This is a genomic window from Chryseomicrobium imtechense (genome assembly GCF_041475995.1).
GTDB lineage: Bacteria > Bacillota > Bacilli > Bacillales_A > Planococcaceae > Chryseomicrobium > Chryseomicrobium aureum.
Genome location: NZ_JBGOBM010000001.1, coordinates 96,548 through 117,592 on the forward strand (window position 1 = coordinate 96,548; position 21,045 = coordinate 117,592).

19 protein-coding genes are annotated in these 21,045 nt (G+C 42.1%); 1 reads left to right on the plus strand and 18 read right to left on the minus strand.

From position 1 onward, the window contains the following. Positions 1–59: 59 nt before the first annotated feature. The 4 genes from tkt to yneA form a co-directional block, all read right to left on the minus strand. Positions 60–2,045, minus strand: coding sequence for a transketolase (tkt, locus tag AB5N96_RS00530; RefSeq protein ID WP_499704393.1), 1,986 nt, complete (start codon positions 2,043–2,045; stop codon positions 60–62). Positions 2,046–2,116: 71 nt separating this feature from the next. Further along, positions 2,117–2,350 carry a DUF896 domain-containing protein gene (locus tag AB5N96_RS00535; protein ID WP_392456350.1) on the minus strand — a complete coding sequence of 78 codons (234 nt, stop codon included), beginning with the start codon at positions 2,348–2,350 and terminating at the stop codon, positions 2,117–2,119. An 82-nt stretch (positions 2,351–2,432) separates the two neighbouring features. Continuing rightward, positions 2,433–3,083, minus strand: a complete 651-nt coding sequence (locus AB5N96_RS00540) for a YneB family resolvase-like protein (protein ID WP_204589108.1) — start codon at positions 3,081–3,083, stop codon at positions 2,433–2,435. Then, positions 3,080–3,391 (minus strand): cell division suppressor protein YneA, encoded by a 312-nt coding sequence (gene yneA, locus AB5N96_RS00545; protein ID WP_499704394.1) that lies wholly within the window; start codon positions 3,389–3,391, stop codon positions 3,080–3,082. Before yneA ends, AB5N96_RS00540 begins: the two co-directional genes overlap by 4 nt. A gap of 162 nt (positions 3,392–3,553) precedes the next feature. Here yneA and lexA point away from each other — a divergent pair, with 162 nt between their 5' ends. Then, on the plus strand, positions 3,554–4,177 hold the full coding sequence (gene lexA, locus AB5N96_RS00550; RefSeq protein ID WP_204589106.1) for a transcriptional repressor LexA: 624 nt from the start codon (positions 3,554–3,556) through the stop codon (positions 4,175–4,177). Between the two features lie 120 nt (positions 4,178–4,297). On the opposite strand, the gene glnA is transcribed toward lexA, so the two are convergent. The 14 genes from glnA to AB5N96_RS00620 form a co-directional block, all read right to left on the minus strand. Then, positions 4,298–5,632 (minus strand): type I glutamate--ammonia ligase, encoded by a 1,335-nt coding sequence (gene glnA, locus AB5N96_RS00555; RefSeq protein ID WP_499704395.1) that lies wholly within the window; start codon positions 5,630–5,632, stop codon positions 4,298–4,300. Between the two features lie 19 nt (positions 5,633–5,651). Then, a complete protein-coding gene (locus tag AB5N96_RS00560) occupies positions 5,652–6,044 on the minus strand; it encodes a MerR family transcriptional regulator (protein WP_100352677.1) in 393 nt (130 codons plus the stop codon). Positions 6,045–6,130: 86 nt separating this feature from the next. After that, positions 6,131–7,369 carry a methionine gamma-lyase family protein gene (locus AB5N96_RS00565; RefSeq protein ID WP_499704396.1) on the minus strand — a complete coding sequence of 413 codons (1,239 nt, stop codon included), beginning with the start codon at positions 7,367–7,369 and terminating at the stop codon, positions 6,131–6,133. 58 nt (positions 7,370–7,427) lie between these two features. Next, positions 7,428–7,655, minus strand: coding sequence for an RNA chaperone Hfq (hfq, locus tag AB5N96_RS00570; RefSeq protein ID WP_204589102.1), 228 nt, complete (start codon positions 7,653–7,655; stop codon positions 7,428–7,430). Positions 7,656–7,684: 29 nt separating this feature from the next. Then, on the minus strand, positions 7,685–8,614 hold the full coding sequence (gene miaA / locus AB5N96_RS00575; RefSeq protein ID WP_392456343.1) for a tRNA (adenosine(37)-N6)-dimethylallyltransferase MiaA: 930 nt from the start codon (positions 8,612–8,614) through the stop codon (positions 7,685–7,687). Continuing rightward, positions 8,615–9,517, minus strand: coding sequence for an alpha/beta hydrolase (locus AB5N96_RS00580; protein ID WP_499704397.1), 903 nt, complete (start codon positions 9,515–9,517; stop codon positions 8,615–8,617). It lies immediately after the preceding gene. Continuing rightward, the gene (locus AB5N96_RS00585; RefSeq protein WP_204589099.1) at positions 9,514–11,148 is read right to left on the minus strand and encodes a glycerol-3-phosphate dehydrogenase/oxidase; all 1,635 of its coding nucleotides are present in this window, start codon (positions 11,146–11,148) and stop codon (positions 9,514–9,516) included. The genes AB5N96_RS00580 and AB5N96_RS00585 overlap by 4 nt, the downstream gene beginning before the upstream one ends. Beyond that, positions 11,145–12,656: a glycerol kinase GlpK gene (gene glpK, locus AB5N96_RS00590; protein ID WP_499704398.1), complete on the minus strand. Its 1,512-nt coding sequence runs from the start codon at positions 12,654–12,656 to the stop codon at positions 11,145–11,147. The genes AB5N96_RS00585 and glpK overlap by 4 nt, the downstream gene beginning before the upstream one ends. A gap of 12 nt (positions 12,657–12,668) precedes the next feature. After that, a complete protein-coding gene (gene mutL / locus AB5N96_RS00595) occupies positions 12,669–14,450 on the minus strand; it encodes a DNA mismatch repair endonuclease MutL (RefSeq protein WP_499704399.1) in 1,782 nt (593 codons plus the stop codon). Positions 14,451–14,457: 7 nt separating this feature from the next. Continuing rightward, complete coding sequence (gene mutS / locus AB5N96_RS00600; RefSeq protein WP_204589096.1) at positions 14,458–16,956, minus strand: DNA mismatch repair protein MutS; 2,499 nt, start codon at positions 16,954–16,956, stop codon at positions 14,458–14,460. Continuing rightward, complete coding sequence (cotE, locus tag AB5N96_RS00605) at positions 16,898–17,332, minus strand: outer spore coat protein CotE (protein ID WP_499704400.1); 435 nt, start codon at positions 17,330–17,332, stop codon at positions 16,898–16,900. Before cotE ends, mutS begins: the two co-directional genes overlap by 59 nt. 74 nt (positions 17,333–17,406) lie before the next feature. Then, complete coding sequence (locus AB5N96_RS00610) at positions 17,407–19,422, minus strand: TRAP transporter permease (RefSeq protein ID WP_204589094.1); 2,016 nt, start codon at positions 19,420–19,422, stop codon at positions 17,407–17,409. Beyond that, positions 19,409–19,924 (minus strand): DUF1850 domain-containing protein, encoded by a 516-nt coding sequence (locus AB5N96_RS00615; RefSeq protein WP_499704401.1) that lies wholly within the window; start codon positions 19,922–19,924, stop codon positions 19,409–19,411. The genes AB5N96_RS00610 and AB5N96_RS00615 overlap by 14 nt, the downstream gene beginning before the upstream one ends. Before the next feature lie 118 nt (positions 19,925–20,042). After that, positions 20,043–21,017 (minus strand): TAXI family TRAP transporter solute-binding subunit, encoded by a 975-nt coding sequence (locus AB5N96_RS00620; RefSeq protein ID WP_204589092.1) that lies wholly within the window; start codon positions 21,015–21,017, stop codon positions 20,043–20,045. Positions 21,018–21,045: the final 28 nt, after the last annotated feature.

Genomic DNA, 21,045 nt, shown 5'->3' on the forward strand with positions numbered 1-21,045 from the left:
CAAATTGACTAGAGCTTGAAAAAAATAGAGCACCCTTTTTCGGATGCTCTACAAAACTCTTATAGTTTTAGGAAGCGGTCTGCAACATTTTGTGCTGTGAAACCAAACTCTTCCATGATTTTCTCACCAGGAGCACTTGCACCAAAGCGGTCGATTGCAAGTACATCTCCGTCAAAGCCAACATATTTGTGCCAACCAAGAGATGCACCCATCTCGATTGCAAGACGTTTCGTGATGGAGCGTGGAAGAACAGATTCTTTGTATTCTGCATCTTGTTTTTCGAATAGGTCCCAAGATGGCATAGAAACTACAGAAACTTCAACACCTTGCTCTTTTAATACTTTTTGCGCTTCTACTGCAAGACTTACTTCAGAACCAGTTGCAAGTAAAAGACCTGTTGGGTTCTCTCCAGCAGATACCACGTATCCACCTTTTGCAACACCTTCAGCTGCCCCCGAAACCGTTCCTTCAAGTACAGGTAGGTTTTGACGAGATAAGACAAGAAGTGTTGGTGTATCCTTTGATTCCACTGCAAGCTTCCATGCTTCTTGCGTTTCAACTGCGTCTGCAGGACGAAGGATTGAAAGACCCGGCATTGCACGAAGTGATGCTAACTGCTCAACTGGCTCATGGGTTGGGCCATCTTCCCCTACTGCGATTGAATCGTGTGTGAATACATATGTTACAGGTAAGTTCATGAGTGCAGATAGACGGATCGCTGGTCGCACGTAGTCACTGAAGACGAAGAAAGTTCCGCCGAACACAGTGAGTCCACCGTGAAGTGCCATACCGTTTAGTGCAGCACCCATCGCAAATTCCCGTACTCCGAACCAAATGTTTTTGCCTTCGTAAGAATCTGCTGAGAAGTCACCGGCACCTTTAATTGTCGTTTTATTTGAACCTGCTAAGTCTGCACTCCCTCCAAAGAATGACGGAAGGTTTTTTGCAATCGCATTGATTGCGTCACCAGAAGCAGAACGAGTCGCTACAGAAGCGCCTACTTCATACGTTGGTTTTGCAGAATCCCAGTCGATTGAGAATGTTCCATCAATTGCTTGCTTCAACTGGCTTGCAAGGTCCGCGTTTTGCGCTTCAAATTGTGTGAACAAGTCGTTCCACTTCGCTTCTTCTTCTGCACCAAGTTTGTCAGTGGCCTCTTTGAAAGTTGCATAAACTGTATCGTCCACATAGAAGTCTTCTTCAAATGTCCACTTGTATGCTTCTTTCACTAGTTTCGTCTCATCAGCGCCCATTGGAGCTCCGTGAGCATCCGCTTTACCGGAACGGTTTGGTGATCCAAATCCAATGACTGTTTTCACTTCGATAAGTGTTGGACGGTCTGATGTTTTTGCTTCTGCGATTGCGCGATCGATTGCGTCTACATCGTTTCCGTCTTCTACGAAAATATAGTTCCAGTTGTAAGACTCAAAACGCTTTTGAACTGATTCTGAGAAAGATTTGTCTAAATCTCCATCAAGTGAGATGTCATTGCTATCATAAAGAACAACCAATTTGTTTAATTTCAAGTGACCTGCAAGTGAAATAGCTTCAGCTGCAACACCTTCCATTAAATCTCCGTCTCCACATAACGCGTATGTGTAGTGATCAACGATATGATGTGTCGTATTATACGTCGCAGAAAGATGCGCTTCTGCCATTGCCATACCGACTGCCATACCAATTCCTTGACCAAGTGGTCCTGTCGTTGCTTCTACTCCTGCTGTGTGACCGTACTCTGGATGGCCAGGTGTCTTAGAATCCCACTGACGGAAGTTTTTAATTTCTTCCATTGGAAGATCATAGCCACTTAAGTGAAGCAGGCTATATAAAAGCATTGATCCGTGACCTGCGGATAGTACAAAACGGTCGCGGTTAAACCAGTTCGGGTTTTGTGGGTTATGGCGTAAGTGACGTGTCCACAATGTATAAGCCATTGGAGCAGCTCCCATTGGTAAACCTGGGTGACCTGAATTGGCTTTATCAATTGCATCGATCGATAATGTACGGATCGTATTGATTGCTAGTAAATCTTTTTCTGCTTGCATGAACGACATCCTCTCAAATTTGATTACTCTCTTAGTTTAGTCAACCTCGTGCCATCTAGCAACTACTTCTATTAATTGAGGCGGTTATTCTCTTTTGCTTGCTTTACCTTATCGGGCGTTACATCATTGCCTTCCGGATCCACAATTTTCACATTTTCAATTGTTTTTCGCATTGTGGAGCGGAAAGTCTCAAGATACTCTTTACGAAGAGATGATTGTTCTTTTGCTTCCACTTCAGTAAGCTTTTGCTTCTTAGATTTATTGGAAAGTTCGCTTATACGTGCGAGTTTTTCAGGACTTAACATTGTTCTACCTCCTTGCTTTCTACTACACGATAGGAGAAATTCATTAAAAGTGCAAGAAAAAAGGCATTCCAGCGCGGAATACCTAGGCTTGTTGTTTATATTCTTTGTAACGTCTATGGACAGTAGCTTTACTGATGGAGTGTCCAAGAGCAGATAAGGTTGTACTGATTTCTTCATAGGTGAGTCCAGCAACACGAAGACGCACGATTTCTTCGATGGGTACTTCAATACGTTCTCGCCCTAGTAGATTGCCTCTTGATTTTAAGTTGCGCTCTGGTTGATAGCCGTTTTGTACAGCTCGTTTCATTCCTCTTCGAATCTTTGCATTGTGAATTTTGCGTTGGTATTCTTCTACAACTGATAAGATACCAAGGACCATAGTATCGGTTTCCGAGAGAGCAAGAGCACCATCCTCACGTGCTGTTAAAATTTGCACATTTTCTTTTTCCAGCAAATGCAGGATTGCCATGCGTGCATGTCCACGTCCAAGCCGCGTCTCATCTTGAATTAGTAAATAATCCACGTCCTCTTCTTTAATTGTTGTAAGAAGGTCTAAGAGTCCTTCACGATCGACATCATAACCGCTCTCTTGATCGCTGTATTCTGCCAAGACGTGTAAATCGTGACTCGCTGCTAATGCATGGAGTTCTTCGGATTGACGAACAAGTGACGTTTCTTGTGCTTCTTTATCTGTACTGACACGACTATAAATAACTGCTTGTTTTGTTATCATTGTTCTGTCCCCGCTAACTGCGTTGGTTCTCCTAAGTAATTGAATTGTTCAGTTGATGGAATTGTAAGAGTTTGCCCAACGTGAATTTTGCTATCTGTCATAAAGTTCAACTTCATAACTTGATCAATCCAATGGACTCGTTCGTCTTTTTCCACGTAGCTCTCTGCTAAAGTCCATAGAGAGTCACCTTGTGAGATGACAATTTCGTTCGTTCCTGTAGTTTGATTTTTAAAATGAAGTGATGTGAAAGTAAAAAGTATAATGAGTACAAGACATGTAGTATAAACAATCGACAATTTGTTTTTCAAGATAATTCACTCCTTAAGAATGTATGTTCGTATATGTGTACTCATCATAATACGAACACACGTTTCTTGTCAAACCATTTTAGAACCTATGTTTGCATTTCATTGGTTCAAATGCTATACTTTAGATATGAAATAATGATCGTGACTTGGAGGGGAACCCTAATGAGAAAGGCTTCAAAAAGACAAGAAGATATACTCGCTTTTATAAAAGAAGAAGTACGAAAAAAAGGCTATCCGCCTTCCGTAAGAGAAATTGGTGAAGCTGTCGGTCTGGCTTCGAGTTCTACAGTTCATGGTCATCTTGCGCGTTTAGAAAGCAAAGGCTTGATTCGCAGAGATCCTACAAAACCACGTGCAATTGAAATTTTAGAAGAATTAGATGTAACAGATATTTCACCCGCTTCTGTTGTTCAAGTACCTTTAATCGGGAAAGTTACAGCAGGACAACCAATTACAGCTATCGAGAACATTGAGGAGTTCTTCCCTCTTCCGACGACATTTGGTACGATTGATGACCACTTGTTCATGCTTGAGATCATGGGAGATAGTATGATTGAAGCCGGAATTTTAAATGGAGATTATGTTGTCGTGAAGCAACAAAATTCTGCAAACAATGGGGATATTGTAGTAGCGATGACAGAAGAAGATGAAGCGACTGTAAAGCGGTTCTTTAAAGAGAAAAATTATTTTAGACTCCAACCTGAAAATTCATCACTTGAACCAATTATTGTGGATCAAGTAAGCATTTTAGGTAAAGTTGTCGGTGTATATCGCCATATTCATTAAAAAGACTTCGCTGGGTTTCTGTCCAGCGAAGTTTTTTTATTCCATCAATCTATTCCATTTATTACCTCCACAATTAAAAAACCTTCGCTGAAATTGCTTCCAACGAAGGTTTTGACTCTATTAATACATCTTCAAGTATTGCTCGCGCTCCCAAGGGTGTACTGTTGTACGGAACATATCCCACTCGATTTCTTTCGCTTCCACGAAGTTGTGGTAGATGTGCTCACCAAGACCTTGAATAACAGTTTCGTTCTTAGAAAGTTCTTTAAGCGCTGATTGAAGAGTTCCAGGAAGATTTGCGATTCCTACTTCTTCACGCTCTTTTTCATTCATGTTGTAAATATTACGGTCCACTGCAGGTGGTGGTGTCAATTTGTTCTTGATACCATCAAGACCCGCTTGCAAGATTACAGCCATTGCAAGGTATGGGTTCGCAGATGGATCTACAGATCGTACCTCAATACGCGTACTCAAACCACGTGATGAAGGGATACGAATTAATGGACTACGGTTTTGACCAGACCATGCTACATAAACTGGTGCTTCGTAACCTGGTACTAGACGCTTGTATGAGTTAACAGTTGGGTTAGTGATTGCTGTGAAGCCTTGTACGTGTTTCAAAACTCCAGCCATAAACTGCATTGCTGTCTCACTTAATTGCATATCTGCATTTTCATCAAAGAATGCATTTTCTTTGCCATTGAACAATGACAAGTTAAAGTGCATCCCTGAACCATTCACACCGAATAATGGTTTTGGCATAAATGTTGCATGCAAACCGTGTTTACGTGCAATAGTTTTAACAACCAATTTGAATGTTTGGATGTTGTCACAAGCCTCTACAGCATTTGCATATTTAAAGTCAATTTCATGTTGACCTGGTGCCACTTCGTGGTGAGAAGCTTCAATTTCGAAGCCCATTTCTTCAAGTTCTAAAACGATATCACGACGACAGTTTTCACCTAGATCCATTGGTGCAAGGTCAAAATAACCACCATGGTCATTCAATTCTAGCGTTGGTTCACCTTTTTCATCTAATTTGAATAAGAAGAATTCAGGCTCAGGCCCTAAGTTGAACGACGTGAATCCTAGCTCTTCCATTTCTTTTAAGACACGTTTCAGGTTGTTACGTGGGTCACCTTCGAATGGTGAACCGTCTGGACGGTTGATGTCACAGATTAGGCGAGCTACTTTCCCTTTACCAGTAATCCATGGGAACACTACCCACGTATCTAGATCAGGAACTAGGTACATATCAGATTCTTCGATACGCACAAATCCTTCGATGGAAGAACCGTCAAACATCATTTTATTATCGAGTGCTTTGTCTAGCTGACTCACCGGAATTTCAACATTCTTGATTGTCCCTAAGATGTCTGTGAACTGAAGTCGGATGTACCGAACGTCATGCTCTTTTACTAGATTCTTAATATCTTCTTTTGTGTACTTCCCCATTTTTTCACTCTCCTATTTATTAATAAGACTTGCCATTGTTAAAAAACCGTGACAAATCGCCTTGCCTTAAAGAGACACGCTGATTCAGTTGCGATTTCTTCAGCTCTTCTTTGACAATTGAGCGAAGTTCTACATCCGAGATCTTATGTACGGAGGTAGCAGCAGGTTGCTTTTTCATCTCAAAAATCTGTTTGATTCCTGCAATATTCACTCCACTAGCAAGTAAATCTTTGATTTCAAGAAGCGTATCAATATCATCTAATGAAAACATGCGTTGCTTCCCCTCTGTACGAGAAGGAAAAATCAATTCATTTTCTTCATAATACCGAATTTGTCGAGCCGTCAAGCCTGTCAATTGCATCACAATGTTCATCGACAGTATGGGCATCGACCGTCTCCACTGCTTTTCCATGCTGCACCTCCTCTCTTCATCTAAAAATAGTATATGTCATGTTAGCTTACATGTCAACAACATGTGAGCTAATCTGACATAAAAAATTAAAGTGAGAAGAGAGCCCGTATAACCGCAAGTTTAATATGTTCATATGTCAGTCCGCCCTGCACGTAAGCTGTATAAGGGGGGCGAATTGGACCATCTGCTGTCAGTTCAATACTCGACCCTTGAATAAATGTTCCAGCCGCCATAATGACATCGTCTTCATACCCAGGCATATATGCTGGAATTGGAGCGAACTTCGCGTTAATTGGAGAAGACGCTTGGATTTGTTGACAGAACTTTATCATTTCATCAGGCGTAGTGAAGATAACGGATTGAATTAGATCGGTGCGCTTTTCAGTAGAAGCTGGTGAAGCTGTAAATCCTTTATTCTCCAGTGCAGCTGCTGTAAAGTAAGCTCCTTTTACTGCTTGCAGGACGATATGTGGTGCCATAAAAAATCCTTGATACATATCTTGTAGCGCATATAGGGATGCTCCTGCCTCTCCCCCTATACCCGGAGATGTCATGCGAAATGCACATTTTTCAACAATTTCTTTTTTTCCTGCGATATACCCACCAATTTTCGCAAGTCCTCCACCAGGATTTTTAATGAGAGATCCCGCCATATAATCTGCACCCACTTCTGTTGGCTCTAACTCTTCAACAAACTCCCCGTAACAGTTATCTACAAAAATGATGGTATGCGGACTATAGGTTTTAATGAAAGTGACCATCTCTTTGATTTGTGCAATCGTGAATGAAGGGCGGTTCGCGTAGCCTCGAGAACGCTGAATCGCCATTACTTTTGGTGAAGAGCTACACGCCGCTTTCACGGATTCCCAATCAATTCCCGGTCCACCCACAAGATCAATATGGCGATAGCGAATACCGAAATCTTTCAATGAACCAGTATCTACTTCTCCCCCATCGACGATTGATGCTAATGTATCGTATGGTTTACCGGTAATATAGATGAGCTCATCTCCAGGACGTAAAATGCCAAAGAGTGCAATGGTAATGGCATGTGTACCCGAAATGATTTGCGGGCGGACCAAGGCTGCTTCTGCTCTAAATACATCCGCATAGACAGCTTCTAAGGTGTCCCGTCCTTCGTCGTCATATCCATACCCAAATGAAGGCGTGAGATGATGTTCACTCACTGAATGGTTCCAAAACGCATGCAAAACTTTTTGTTGGTTGTAAAAAGCAATACGCTCTGCTTCTTTTTGTTGTGGGGCAATCTCTTTCTCGATTTGTTCAATGTACTCTAGTTGTTGTGGTAATAAAAAGTGTGTCATACCTTTTTCCTTCCCTACTGAAAAGAAAGCCCGCCTCCGCTAGAGGACGAGCTCTCCATTAATTTGATGTTAAATTTAATTCTACGCGCTTACTTGGAGCAAATGTCGAAATCGCATGTTTATAAATCAAGTGCTGTTTCCCATCCGACTCAAGTAATACGGTGAAGTTGTCATACGATTTGATTAACCCCTTCAGTTGAAAACCGTTTAGTAAAAATACAGTCACAAACACTTCATTTTTACGCAACTGATTCAAAAACGTATCTTGCATATTTACATTCGCCATTAGAATCTCCCCTTTGTCCTCGTCTCTACCTACTTATTCGCTAATTCCTCGTTATTTTCCTTCAAAAACTTTTGGCAATCTTGTTCGATCTGAGTGATGTCCTTTTCAGGGTGATACCAGTTAACAGGCAATTTATTCCGGAAGTAGGTCAACTGCCGCTTTGCATAACGTCGAGTGTTTTGTTGAATCGTTTCCACTAAAAGTTGGCGAGGCCAGTTACCATCTATTGCTTCGATGACTTCCTTATACCCAATCGCTTTGAACGACTGCGCCTCTTTCGGTACATATGAAAGTAATTGCTTTACTTCCTCTAGTAGCCCTTGTTTTATCATCACTTCTACACGGTAATTGATCCGATCATAAAGTTCTTGTCGGTCACGGTTTAATCCGATGATGTAAAAATCATAATAGGGTTCATTGCCCGTATCTTGTTGCTGCTCTTTTTGCGTAATACCAGCACTCATGACACGCTCTAATGCACGAATGACACGCTGTTTGTTTTGATAAGAGATGGTAGTAGCTGCTTCTGGGTCAAGTGTGTCTAACTTGTTCCATAATGCGATAGCTTCTTCACTTTCCAACTCTTCACGTAATTCCATATCTTGTGGTGATGAATTAAAGCGAAAGTCATAGAGAATAGATTGGATGTACATACCTGTTCCCCCAACAATGAGAGGGACTTTTCCTCTTGCTGCGATCTCTTGTATTTTCTTTCTTACGATGGATTGATAGTCAGCAACTGAAAAAGCTTCATCTGGTTCTCTTATGGAGAGTAAGTGATGTGGAATACCTTCCATTTCCTCTTCAGAAATCTTTGCCGTTCCAATCGTCAATCCTTTATAAACTTGAAGCGCATCCCCATTGATGATTTCAGCGTTAATTGCTTTTGCAAGGGCAATACTTGTTGCCGTCTTCCCAACGGCCGTCGGTCCTATCAGTACTACTACTTTTTGTTTCATTTACAACCATCCTAAAATTTGATCAACGACCGTTTGACGCTCTTTACCATTTAAAATTTCATGGCGCTGCCCTTCAATCAAGACAAGTTTGACATCTTCACTACCTGCTTTTTGAAAACTTAGAGCAACTTTACGAACACCTTTCCCGTAATCCCCCACTGGATCATCTGTACCTGCAATCAGTAACACAGGAAGACTCTTTCTCATACGTGCAAGCTGGTCTGTCGCGTGAATCGTTTTTAATCCTTTTAATAAGTCTTGATATAGCTTATTCGTGGGTACAAAACCACAATACGGGTCAGCGAGGTAATCTCTCACTACTTCAGCATCAGTAGATAACCAATCCGACTCCGTCTCTGCATCTTCTATACCTTTATTGTAATTTCCAAAGGTTAACTTATTCATAAGTGTCCCCGGCTGTGTTGCACCTTCCCCGCGGGCCTTGAAAGTTGCAAGACGCTCCCCAAAAGCTCCAAGAAGTCCTGGGTCTCCTCCAGTGCCAATCAAAACAAGTTTATCAACGACAGCCGGATACTTTTGAACATATCTACGAGCGAGAAATGACCCCATACTATGGCCGACCAAGAAAATTGCACGTGACGGATAATCGAGGAGATGGTGCTGTATCAACTCATTTACGTCATCCACCACGCGCTCAAACCCATTTTCTTCCGCAAAATAACCAAGGCGGCCCGCACGTTCTCCAGTTTGGCCATGCCCCCGGTGATCGGGAACAAGTACATGATAGCCTTTGTCATTCAATTCACCAGCAAACTGCTCATAACGAGCCGAATGTTCTGCTAAACCATGTAACACGACGACTGTTGTAGTCGCGTCTTCAACAGGATAGTCGCGTACGAAAAGTTTTGACTGATCGGTCATCTCCATCCACTTTGTCGTCATACTCCAGTCCCCTTTGCTTCTTCTATGCGTTGTTTCAACTCGTCTTCTCCTGCTTGCTTTTGTTCATCGGAGAGTTGTAACTCCTGCGCTAGGATTGCACTTACCTCTTTCCACGTATACTCAACTCGGGCGATATCAAAATAAAGATAACCTGTTCTACGGATGAAGAAATCACTTAAATTCGTTACCATTTCGTTTTGAATCGTATAGTAAAGTAAGATACGATCTTTCAAACTAAGTGTTGGTGTTTCCCAGCTCTGAACATATGGAATATAACCGATTGCCACTTCACTATTTTTGCCTAAAAACGTCACGACGTTTTTAGCTTCAGAGAGTGACAAACCATAATAAATGAGTTGTTTTGAACGCTCATAAACATATTCATCAAAGTCGAGCAGTCCAAAATCACCACCCGATAACGGAAGCTGCTTAGTTGGTGACGATGGGATCTCGCGGGAGTAATTTCCTTTGATTGTATCAATCACATCTTCTGCCATCTTCCGGTACCCCGTCAATTTACCACCTGCAATCGTAACGAGCCCTGTGCTCGACACCCAGATTTCATCTTTTCGAGAGATTTCAGAAGCGGATTTGCCATCTTCTGAGATCAATGGTCGGACGCCAGCCCATGTGGATTCTACGTCCTCTCTTTTTAAATGGATGGAAGGGAAAAGTTGATTCGAAGCATCTACTAAATATGTGATTTCTTCTTCAGTCGCTATAGGATTAAGTGGATCTGCATCGTAAAACGTATCTGTTGTTCCGACATACGTCTTACCATCTCTTGGAATTGCAAAAATCATACGACCATCGGGTACATCAAAATACATCGCTTGCTGGAGTGGGAAGCGCTTTTGATCGACCACGATATGAACTCCTTTGGTAAGTTGAAGATGTTTATTATTTTCAAGACGATCTTTCCCACGCACTTCATCTACCCACGGACCTGCAGCATTGATGACAGTCGTCGTATGGATATCGAGTTGGTCACCCGATAGCATATCTTTCGCGCGCACACCGATTATTTTTTCATTTTGATAGATGAAGTTTTCGGCTTTGATATAGTTTAAGCACACTGCCCCAAGTTCAATCGCCTTCTTTACTACTTCAATTGTCAATCGTGCGTCATCTGTTCGATACTCTACGTAGTAACCGCCACCTTTTAACCCTTTCGTATTAATTAAAGGTTCAAGGTCAATCACTTCTTGTTTCGAAAGCATTTCACGTCGTTCGTCCTTTTTCACACCTGCTAAATAGTCATACACTTTCAGTCCTAAAGAAGTAGAAAGCGGTCCGAAGTTGCCTTTTTTATAAAATGGCAACATCATCCATTCTGGCGTTGTGACATGTTTTGCATTTTGATAAACAATATCTCGCTCTTTGCCCACTTCACTTACCATTTGAACTTCAAATTGTTTTAAATAACGGAGTCCACCATGAACAAGTTTCGTTGAACGTGAAGAAGTACCGGAAGCAAAGTCCTGCATTTCAATCAAGCCAACTGTTAGTCCTCGTGAAATAGCATCCAGTGCAATTCCAGCGCCAGTAATTCCGCCACCGATGACAACTACGTCAAAGTGATACGAGCCTAATGTGTCTTTTAAATATGCACGGTCTAAATACGATTTCATGAAACATCCTCTCCTTCAGTCGGTTTAAACGAGCGTGCAGCAGCAACTGCTTGTTGCCATCCTGAATACAATGTTTTTCGCGTTTTTTCGTCCATTTTTGGTTCAAATGTTTTCGTCGTTTCATGTAGCTCTGATAACTCATCAAGTGAACTCCAGAAACCTACGCCAAGACCCGCTAAATAGGCTGCACCAAGTGCTGTCGTTTCGTTGAGTCCCGCTTTTTCAATCGCTGCATGTAAAATATCCGCTTGGAACTGCATTAAAAATGAATTATCCACAGCACCTCCATCCACACGAAGCGACTCGATTGACACTCCCGCTGCTTGTTCCATTGCATCTAGCACGTCTTTCGTCTGATACGCAAGGGACTCCAGTACTGCGCGTATAAAGTGTTCTTTCTCCGTCCCTCGAGTCAACCCGAAAATTGCGCCACGCGTATCCGAATCCCAGTATGGTGTACCGAGTCCTACAAATGCTGGGACGACGTATACCCCATCCGTTGACGCAATACGCGCTGCATAGGCTTCGGAATCCGATGCCTTGCGAAGCATACGCAAACCATCTCTGAGCCACTGGATAGCCGATCCTGCGACAAATACGCTTCCTTCAAGTGCGTAATGAACTTTCCCATCTATTCCCCAAGCAATTGTTGTGAGGAGTCCATCATCTGAAGTTACTGCTTCTTCGCCAGTGTTGAGTAACATAAAGCATCCTGTGCCATACGTGTTTTTGGCCATTCCTTTTGTAAAGCATGCTTGACCGAACAAAGCTGCTTGTTGGTCCCCGGCAGCGCCTGCAATTGGCACTTCTTTCCCAAAGAATACCGACGGATCAGTCATTGCAATTTCTCCGGAACAATCGACAACTTCAGCAAGCATAGATTTTGGAATGTTAAACATCTCAAGAAGCTCGTCATCCCATTGTAAATCGTGAATGTTAAAGAGCAGTGTGCGACTAGCATTCGAATAGTCGGTGACATGCGTTTTGTTTCCGCTAAGCTTCCAGATGAGCCAGCTTTCAATTGTCCCGAATAACAATTCCCCATTTTCTGCTTGTTCGCGAGCTCCCTCTACTTCATTTAGAATCCAAGCGACTTTACTAGCAGAAAAATACGGGTCCAGTCGTAATCCAGTTTTTTCCGTCACTTGTTGTTCAAACCCTTGTTTTTTCCACTTCGAAATAATGCCATTCGTTTGTCTAGACTGCCATACGATCGCATGATAAATCGGTTTGCCGGTTTTCTTGTTCCAAACGACAGTGGTCTCGCGTTGGTTTGTTATACCAATCGCTTTCACTTGTTCCGGCTGGGCATTTGCTTCGGTAAGCACGCCTGCGATACAAGATAACACCGATCCCCAGATTTCTTGTGCATCGTGTTCGACCCAACCGGATTTCGGAAAGTGTTGCGTGAACTCTTTTTGAGCCGTATGCACAGGCTTCCCTTCTCGATTGAATAAAATCGCGCGTGAACTCGTCGTTCCTTGGTCAATTGATAAAATATAGTCCATATCCAGTCTCCTTTACATGACACGTTTGAACATTTTTTCAATCTCGTAACTTGAAAAATGAATGACGACCGGTCGACCATGCGGACAGGTATAGGGCTGTTCACAGTGTCGCAAATCCTCAAGTAATGTCGCCATCTGCTCACGTGGTAAGTAGTGATTCGCTTTAATCGATAATTTACAGCTCATCAAAATCGCTGCTTCTTCCCGTAATTTTGCTACATTTACGTGCTTTTTATCGAGCGCTGCTTGGAGCATTGTTTCGATAATCGTACGTTCTTGATTTTTCGGAAACCAAGAAGGGTATTCACGAACGACAAAGCTGGAATCTCCAAACTCTTCAACCCTAATACCCACCGACTCAAGTTCTTGTCGATTTTCTTTAATACGAAGCGCCTCATCGAGAGTAAAATGAAAGGTTAATGGGAGCAAAAGCATTTGACGCTCTTCATGATTCACTTCCCCTACTTTCGTTCGGTAAAACTCGTACTTGATTCTCTCTTGTGCCGCGTGTTGATCAACCAAATAAAATCCATCCTGCGCTTGACCGACTATATAGGTTCCATGAATCTGTCCGACGATGTTCATCTCCGGTAAAACCGGCGCAGATACGGCCTCTACACCTTCTTCTATAACATCAAGCGACTCTTGTGCACTCTTTTCAAAAATTTGCTCTACTGGTTGTTCGATATATTCTCGATTGACTATAGGTGGTGCACTATAGTCATAGGTTTTTGTCGTGTTTTGAAAAAAAGAGGTTTGAGTCGAAGGAGCTGGCTTTTCTTTTGGAACCGTCATTTTTGGGATATCTTGCTTCCCACGTAGTACTTCACGAAGTGTTTTTGTCACAAACAATTCTAGTTCTTTTTCCTTACTAATGCGAATCTGATGTTTCGCCGGATGCACGTTCACATCGGAAAGTAACGGATCTAACGTGATGGAAAGTAAAGTAATCGGATAACGACCAATTGGTAAAAACGTGTGGTATGCCTCTTCGATTGCACGATTTAACCCGAAGTGCTTGATCCATCTACCATTCACAAAAATCGTTAAATAGTTTTTTGATGCCCGAGTCACGGTCGGTTGTGACGTTAAACCCGTAATTTTGAAGTCTTCATTTTCAGCTTCAAACGCTATCATTTGCTTTACTGTACCCGTTCCGTATATAGACGCTGCCACTTGTTGAAGATTGCCACGTCCAGACGTCTGAAGAAGCGTTTGTCCATTGTGAATCAGAGTAAAGGCAATAGATGGATAGCTTAGGGCCAATTTATTGATCAAGTCGATTGAGTGACCTAGTTCAGTTTGTATCGATTTCACATGCTTCAAACGAGCCGGTGTATTATAAAAGAGCTGTTCGACACGGATGATTGTTCCTTTGCGTAGTGGTCCGTCTTGCACATTTATAGACCGACCACCTTCCATTGTCAATTGCGTGCCAGAGCCCTCTCCTGTTGAGGTTTGCATCCAGATTTTAGAGACCGCTGCAATACTTGCAAGTGCCTCTCCCCGGAATCCAAGCGAACGAATACGAAACAATTCATGTTCAGTCAATAGTTTAGACGTGGCATGCCGAGAAAATGCTAACTCCGCATCTTCTCGGTCCATTCCGTCCCCGTTGTCAGTGACTTCGATTTTTTGTAGGCCTGCTTCAACCAATTCTATTTGAATCGATGTGCTCCCTGCATCAATCGCATTTTCTACAAGTTCTTTCACAACACTGGAAGGACGCTCGACGACTTCTCCAGCTGCTATCTTATTGGATAACAGTTCATCCATTACTTTTATTTTCGTCACAGGTCCCTCACTCCTCTACAGATTGTTTGAGTGTGTGTAATAAATTCAGCGCTTGGAGTGGCGTAATATCCATCACGTCTAGTTTTCGCAGTTGAACCACAACGTCATGTTCTTTTAGTTTTGGCTCACTTGTCGCAGTGAAATCAAATAAGGATAATTGACGGTCTTCTTGTTCTTCATAATCCGATAACAACTGTTGCGCTCGTTCAATTATAGCTATTGGAAGTTCCGCTAATTCTGCGACATGAATGCCATAACTTTTATCGGCGGCACCGTCTTTCACTTTGTGTTGGAACACTACTTTTTTATCTTGTTCTGTCGCAGCTACATGCACATTTTTAAGGCGTGGCAACTGCCCTTCTAGCTCTGTAAGTTCATGGTAGTGTGTGGAGAAAAGGGTATTTGCTCCAATCTTATCGTGGATGTATTCCATCATTGCTTGCGCTAAGCTCATTCCATCATAAGTGGAGGTTCCCCGGCCAATCTCATCAAATAACAGCAAACTATTTTTTGTGGCACCTACAATTGCATTTTTTGATTCAACCATTTCTAACATAAACGTACTTTGTCCGCCTGCAAGATCATCAGCAGCCCCTATTCGCGTAAAGATTTTATCTGTAATCGGTAGGAGTGCATAAGATGCAGGAACAAACGACCCCATTTGCGCCATAATGATGGTGATGGCAACCTGACGCATATACGTACTTTTACCCGACATGTTCGGTCCAGTAATCAATAACATATTTTTCTCGTTCGTCAACACACAGTCGTTTGCGACATAGTGGTGGTTGTTCATCATTTTTTCCACAACGGGATGTCGTCCATCTCGAATTTCCATTTTCGTATCCGATTCAAATGTAGGGCGTGTCAATTGATAGTAGTTTGCACATGTCGCGAAAGATTGCAGGACGTCTAATTCACTTAGAGCATCAGCAAGCTGCTGAAGGACAGATATATGTTGTTTAATGTCATCCCGCACTTTTTCGAATAGTTCTGTTTCAAGAACTAATGCTTTTTCTTGTGCGGTTAGAATCATTGTCTCTTTTTCCTTCAATTCTTCGGTTATGAAGCGTTCAGCATTTGCAAGTGTCTGCTTTCGAACGTATCGTGCTTCATCTGCAAGATGAACCATCGATTTCGTTAACTCGATGTAATAACCAAAAATCCGGTTGTACCCAATCTTTAAGTTTTTGACTCCCGTCAACTCACGTTCGCGTTGCTCGAGTTCAGCTAACCAGTCTTTTCCGTTAGTAGCGAGATAGCGGAATTCATCGAGCTGTTGTGAAAATTGCTCGCGAATTACGCCTCCGTCCTTTAATGCAAGAGGGGGTGAATCGGCAATCGCCCTCTCCAAAAGCTCTCGACATTCAACCGGATCTGAAAGTTGGTGTCCCAATTGTTGTAAATGTGAATTTGTAGATTCGGATAAAATCTCTCTCAAAACGGGTACTTGTTGTAAGGTTTTTCTCAACTGCGCAGCATCTTTTCCGTTCAATGTACCGAAACTCACTTTTCCTAAAAGTCGTTCCATGTCATAAACCGTAGTTAATGCTTCTTTCACTTCCTCATGCACCATAAAATCATCTAAAAATGCTTCCACTTTGTCTAAACGTTTTTCAATGCCTGCCTGATTCGCAAGTGGCTGATGTACCCACTGCTTGAGCTTACGTGATCCCATTGCTGTCTTTGTCTCATCAAGTAACCAAGCGAGCGTTCCTTTTTGATCACCCGAGCGGATAGATTGAACAAGCTCAAGATTTCGTTTTGAAGCACTATCAATGGATAAAAATGCCGTTTCCTCGTAATGCTGAAACGTTTGGAGGTGAGTAAGCGTTCGTTTTTGTGTTGCATGAAGATAAGAAAGTAATAATTTACTTGCTTCATGAGATAAATCGCTATACCCGGACAATTCATCGGGAGTATGTATAGTCAAGTGAACATCGTATAGCTCACTAAGCTCTTCTACGAGCAATGCATCTTGTTCAAGGAGAACTAGCTCTTTTATGTTCAATTCATTGGCTTTTGCAAATAACGCTCTATGGTTCTCACGAATGCTCGTAGAGTAGGCCTCACCTGTCGCCACATCTAAGTAAGCGAGTTGTATTGGAGAACCTAGCAGTGCAGCTCCGACATAATGATTCGTAGCAGAAGAAATCGACTTACCTTCAAATAATGTTCCCGGCGTGATTACTTGAACTACTTCGCGCTTAACGATTCCTTTTGTAAACTTCGGATTTTCGACTTGTTCACAAATCGCGACACGGTGTCCCTTACTGACAAGCGTTTCGATGTATCCTGTTGCAGAGTGATAGGGAACTCCACACATCGGAATCCGTTCTTTTGCGCCAGCATCCTTGCCCGTCAGTGTGATTTCTAAAATAGATGCGGCTTGTTTCGCATCTTCAAAAAAAAGTTCGTAAAAGTCGCCCAATCGGAAAAATAGAAATTCATTTGGGTACTGTTTTTTTATTGATAAATATTGTTGCATCATTGGAGTATATGTCATCTGAAATCCGTCCTTCTCTTCGATCAATGTAGTGTAAGTATAGCAGACTTTTTGCGAGCATTAAAAAGGAACCTATCGCTAGGTTTCTTCTAAAAAGGGGATGAGCTCTCATCGTGGTGTGGGTGATGGGAACTATTCCTTTGTAATGAATGGCTTCCGCATGTACAGCTGTTTTTTTAGAACCACCAAATGCATCGAACTGGCCAACTACTTCAACGCTATCTGACACTTTTTTAACTTGGTAATGATGGTTCACAATCCAGCAGCCGAGAATCCGGTTGGGACGCTGAGGGAGTGAGATGACAGATTTGTTTTCAATCTTCTTTTTACCATGTCCGATGATCGCCTTCGTAATAATATGGCGATAGTTTTTCAAACACATGCCTCCTACACACACTCTATGCATAGAAAAACAAAAACGTGCATCTCAAATTTGAGATGCACGTAATTTTAGGCTTGTGCTGGTTTCGTTCCGAATTTATCTTTTGTAACAAATTGAATTGCAAGAAGGATGATAAACATCACTAAACCGATTGTATCGGATAATCCTTCTGGATAGATTAACAGTAGTCCTGCAATTCCCGCAAGGATACGCTCATACCAGAATACTTTGCGATACCAGAATCCGATGATTGCTGCACCAATTGCAATCATTCCAGAAATAGCTGTAAATAGAACCCATGCAATTTCTAATAACGTCGTATCAATCATCAACAATTGTGGCGAGAAGATGATCATGTACGGAATGATGAACGCGGCAATGGCGAGCTTCGAAGCATTGACCCCAGTTCGAATCGGATCTCCACCGGACACACCCGATGCGGCAAAAGCAGCAAGGGCAACTGGTGGCGTGATATCTGCTACAATCCCGAAATAGAATACGAAAAAGTGAGCAGATAATGCAATAACTAATGGTACAGCTGCACCTGCTGGCTCATCAAGCATTAACAACGTGATGATTGCTGGTGCCGCTATTGTCGATGTGATGACATAGTTCGCTGTAGTTGGTGAACCCATCCCTAGGATGATCGAAGCAATCATTGTAAAGAATAATGTTAATAAAATGCTTCCACCTGCAGCGGTAATTAAACCATTTGCAAGTCCTAATCCTAAACCAGTTTTCACAACTACACCAACGATAATACCAGCTGCAGCTGTTGCGGCTGCAACAGCAAGTGCAGTACGTGCACCATCTACCATCGCATCAATAATGTCTTTGAAGCTCATACGTGTTGATTTATCAAGCGCACTCAAGACGATTGCAATCACAATCCCCCAAAGAGCGGCTTGCATCGTTGGTACTCCGACAAATAGCATGATAATAATCGCTAAGATCGGACCTAATAGATATAACTTCTTTAGAACTTCTTTGCGATCAGGCATTTGATCATCTGGTAAGCCTTCTAGACCTACTCGTTTTGCTTCAAAATGCGTCATGATCCAAATTCCTGTGAAGTATAAAATCGCTGGAATCGCTGCGGCTTTTGCAATTTCCCAATACGTGATTCCGTTCCCAATAAATTCAACCATTAAGAAGGCAGCAGCACCCATAATTGGTGGCATGATTTGTCCACCTGTTGAGGCTGCAGCTTCTACACCACCGGCAAATTCTTTGCGGTAGCCGAGCTTTTTCATCATAGGGATTGTATAAGAACCGGATGTTACTACATTCGCTACAGAAGATCCTGAAATCGTACCTTGAAGGGCACTTGAGAAAATCGCAACTTTAGCAGGTCCTCCCGTTAATTTACCAGCGAATGAAACTGCTAAATCGTTGAAATACTGACCTACTCCCGTTTTTACAAGGAAAGCCCCAAATAGCAAGAATACGAAGATAAAGGTTGCAGATACACTTAATGGTGTACCTAAAATTCCATCTGTCGTAAAGAACATTAATTGAACAATACTTTCAATTGACTGCCCACGGTGAGCTAAGAAGCCAGGGAAGTACGGTCCAAAGAATGCATAAACAAGGAACACACTAGCAATGATTGTAATCGGTAAACCTACTGCACGTCTTGCCGCTTCAAGTGTCAATAGAATTGCAAGCACCCCAATAACAAAGTCAGCAGTTTGAAGATTTCCAACACGTAATACTAAATCGTCAATAAATAATGGCCAATACAATCCAACTACAACCGCTAAGAGCGCAAGTATGTAATCGTACCAAGGTACAGTCGATTTGACAGCCCATTTTTTTCGCGCTGGGAATAGTAGAAAGATTAATGCCAAAGCAAAGCCTAAGTGGACTGAGCGTTGTATGTAGGCAGTGAATTGCCCATTGATTGCTGTGTACAATTGGAACAAAGTAAAAGCGAGCAACGCAAAATACACGATTCTTCGCATAAGCCCTTGATGATCACGTGTATTAGATTCTGGATCATATTTAGCAAGTATGGCTTTTTGTTCTTCTTCAGAAAGTTGTTCTACGTCTTGATTGTCTAGTTTCTGTTTATTTTCTTCCATCAACCTTTTCTCCTTTCCAAAGATCTGCAATAGAAATCTCTACCGCTTCGATACGATAAGAACGACCAGTTGGTAATTCCGCCTTCAAATCGTAGATTGTATTATCGTACCGTACTTCAAGTTTTTTGTGAATGGATGAATTATACAGAGTGAAAGAGTCTGTATACGTGTCTTCTGAAGTCAACACCCATTTGCCATCTACAAACTCGAATGTTTGATTCTCTTCAGCATCCCCTGGCATGCCGACTGCCAAGTCTTCGTAAATCATTTGAAGAAATTGCAACCTTCCATCTTGCGTTATTGTATACGTCTCTGTGACATCTGATAAATGAATCGAATGCGTAAATGTCATCGCAAACTCTCGTTCCTCCGACAAAGCAATATAATATACGGAAGGTTCATTGGTACGCGTCTCAGTGAATACAAGAACTTGTTGGGTCGGAATGAAGGTGATAACTAAGAGAAACAGACCGATGATTAAACTGAATATACCTTTCAACATATACCCATACCCTTCAGGGTTATAAGCCCAAATCAAAAAAATTTCGAGTTTCGGCTTATAGCCTTTTCATAAGGATAAAAAAGCAATGGTCGAAACCACTGCTTTTTATAGTAGTTGATTATTGCTCGTCGAAGTAACGTTGTGCACCTGGGTGAATATCAATTCCAATACCATCTAATGCTGTTTCAGAACTGATTTGTGAACCTTTAGCATGTGTGATTTGATCTGTGTTACCATAGATGGCAGCTGTGATCTCATACACTAAATCTTCAGGTAGTTCATTAGAAACTGCAAGCATCGCAAGTACTGAAACTGTTGGAACATCTTCCGTTAAACCGTACGTGCCTGAAGGAACCATATCTTCTGCGTAGTATGGATATTTTTCAATCAGTTCAGCAGCCTTATCAGCTTCAACTGGAACGATTGTAACATCTGCTACTGCATTTAGAGCTTCAACAGCACCAGTTGGTGTTCCTGAAGTGATGAATGCCGCATCAATCTGACCAGCTTGTAAGCTTTCTTGAGACTCACCGAAGTCTAGTGCTTGTGCATCGACATCATCCATTGTCATCCCATGGATTTCAAGGATTTGCTCTGCATTTGCGTAAGTTCCTGAACCAGGAGCTCCTACAGATACTTTTTTACCACGTAGATCTTCAACTGATGTAATCCCCGTATTCTCAAGAGTTACAATTTGGATAGTCTCAGGATAAAGTGCACCAATTGCTGAGATATCTGTAATTGCATCCCCTTCAAACATGAACGTACCTTCTGTTGCATAAAACGCAACATCTGTCTGAACGAATGCGATTTCAGCATCACCGTTCTTAAGTGCAGTCATGTTTGCTGCTGAAGCTTGAGAAACCTCTGCAGTTGTCTGGATACCTGTTTCTTCAGTAACTAAGTTTGCGAATGTTCCACCAAGCGGATAGTATGTACCTTGTGTTCCGCCAGTAACGATACTTAAAAATGGAAAGTCGTCTTTCGTTTTCTCGCCTGAAGATTCTCCTCCGCCATCTCCGCCTCCGCATGCTGCAAGCAATAGTGCTGAAGCTGCAAGAGTAGTTCCTAGAAACTTAAACTTTTTGTTCATTTTGTTTCCTCCCTTTTCTCGAATAGGT

Coding starts and splice junctions, on each gene's coding strand:
- AB5N96_RS00560 (WP_100352677.1), bottom strand. CDS start 6,044: ATGGAAAAGCAGTGGAGACGGTCGATGCCCATACTGTCGATGAACATT.
- glpK (WP_499704398.1), bottom strand. CDS start 12,656: ATGGACTATATTTTATCAATTGACCAAGGAACGACGAGTTCACGCGCG.
- miaA (WP_392456343.1), bottom strand. CDS start 8,614: ATGAAACAAAAAGTAGTAGTACTGATAGGACCGACGGCCGTTGGGAAG.
- lexA (WP_204589106.1), top strand. CDS start 3,554: ATGAGAAAGGCTTCAAAAAGACAAGAAGATATACTCGCTTTTATAAAA.
- AB5N96_RS00620 (WP_204589092.1), bottom strand. CDS start 21,017: ATGAACAAAAAGTTTAAGTTTCTAGGAACTACTCTTGCAGCTTCAGCA.
- AB5N96_RS00540 (WP_204589108.1), bottom strand. CDS start 3,083: ATGATAACAAAACAAGCAGTTATTTATAGTCGTGTCAGTACAGATAAA.
- AB5N96_RS00585 (WP_204589099.1), bottom strand. CDS start 11,148: ATGAAATCGTATTTAGACCGTGCATATTTAAAAGACACATTAGGCTCG.
- AB5N96_RS00565 (WP_499704396.1), bottom strand. CDS start 7,369: ATGACACACTTTTTATTACCACAACAACTAGAGTACATTGAACAAATC.
- hfq (WP_204589102.1), bottom strand. CDS start 7,655: ATGGCGAATGTAAATATGCAAGATACGTTTTTGAATCAGTTGCGTAAA.
- mutS (WP_204589096.1), bottom strand. CDS start 16,956: ATGACATATACTCCAATGATGCAACAATATTTATCAATAAAAAAACAG.
- AB5N96_RS00580 (WP_499704397.1), bottom strand. CDS start 9,517: ATGACGACAAAGTGGATGGAGATGACCGATCAGTCAAAACTTTTCGTA.
- tkt (WP_499704393.1), bottom strand. CDS start 2,045: ATGCAAGCAGAAAAAGATTTACTAGCAATCAATACGATCCGTACATTA.
- glnA (WP_499704395.1), bottom strand. CDS start 5,632: ATGGGGAAGTACACAAAAGAAGATATTAAGAATCTAGTAAAAGAGCAT.
- AB5N96_RS00535 (WP_392456350.1), bottom strand. CDS start 2,350: ATGTTAAGTCCTGAAAAACTCGCACGTATAAGCGAACTTTCCAATAAA.
- AB5N96_RS00610 (WP_204589094.1), bottom strand. CDS start 19,422: ATGGAAGAAAATAAACAGAAACTAGACAATCAAGACGTAGAACAACTT.
- AB5N96_RS00615 (WP_499704401.1), bottom strand. CDS start 19,924: ATGTTGAAAGGTATATTCAGTTTAATCATCGGTCTGTTTCTCTTAGTT.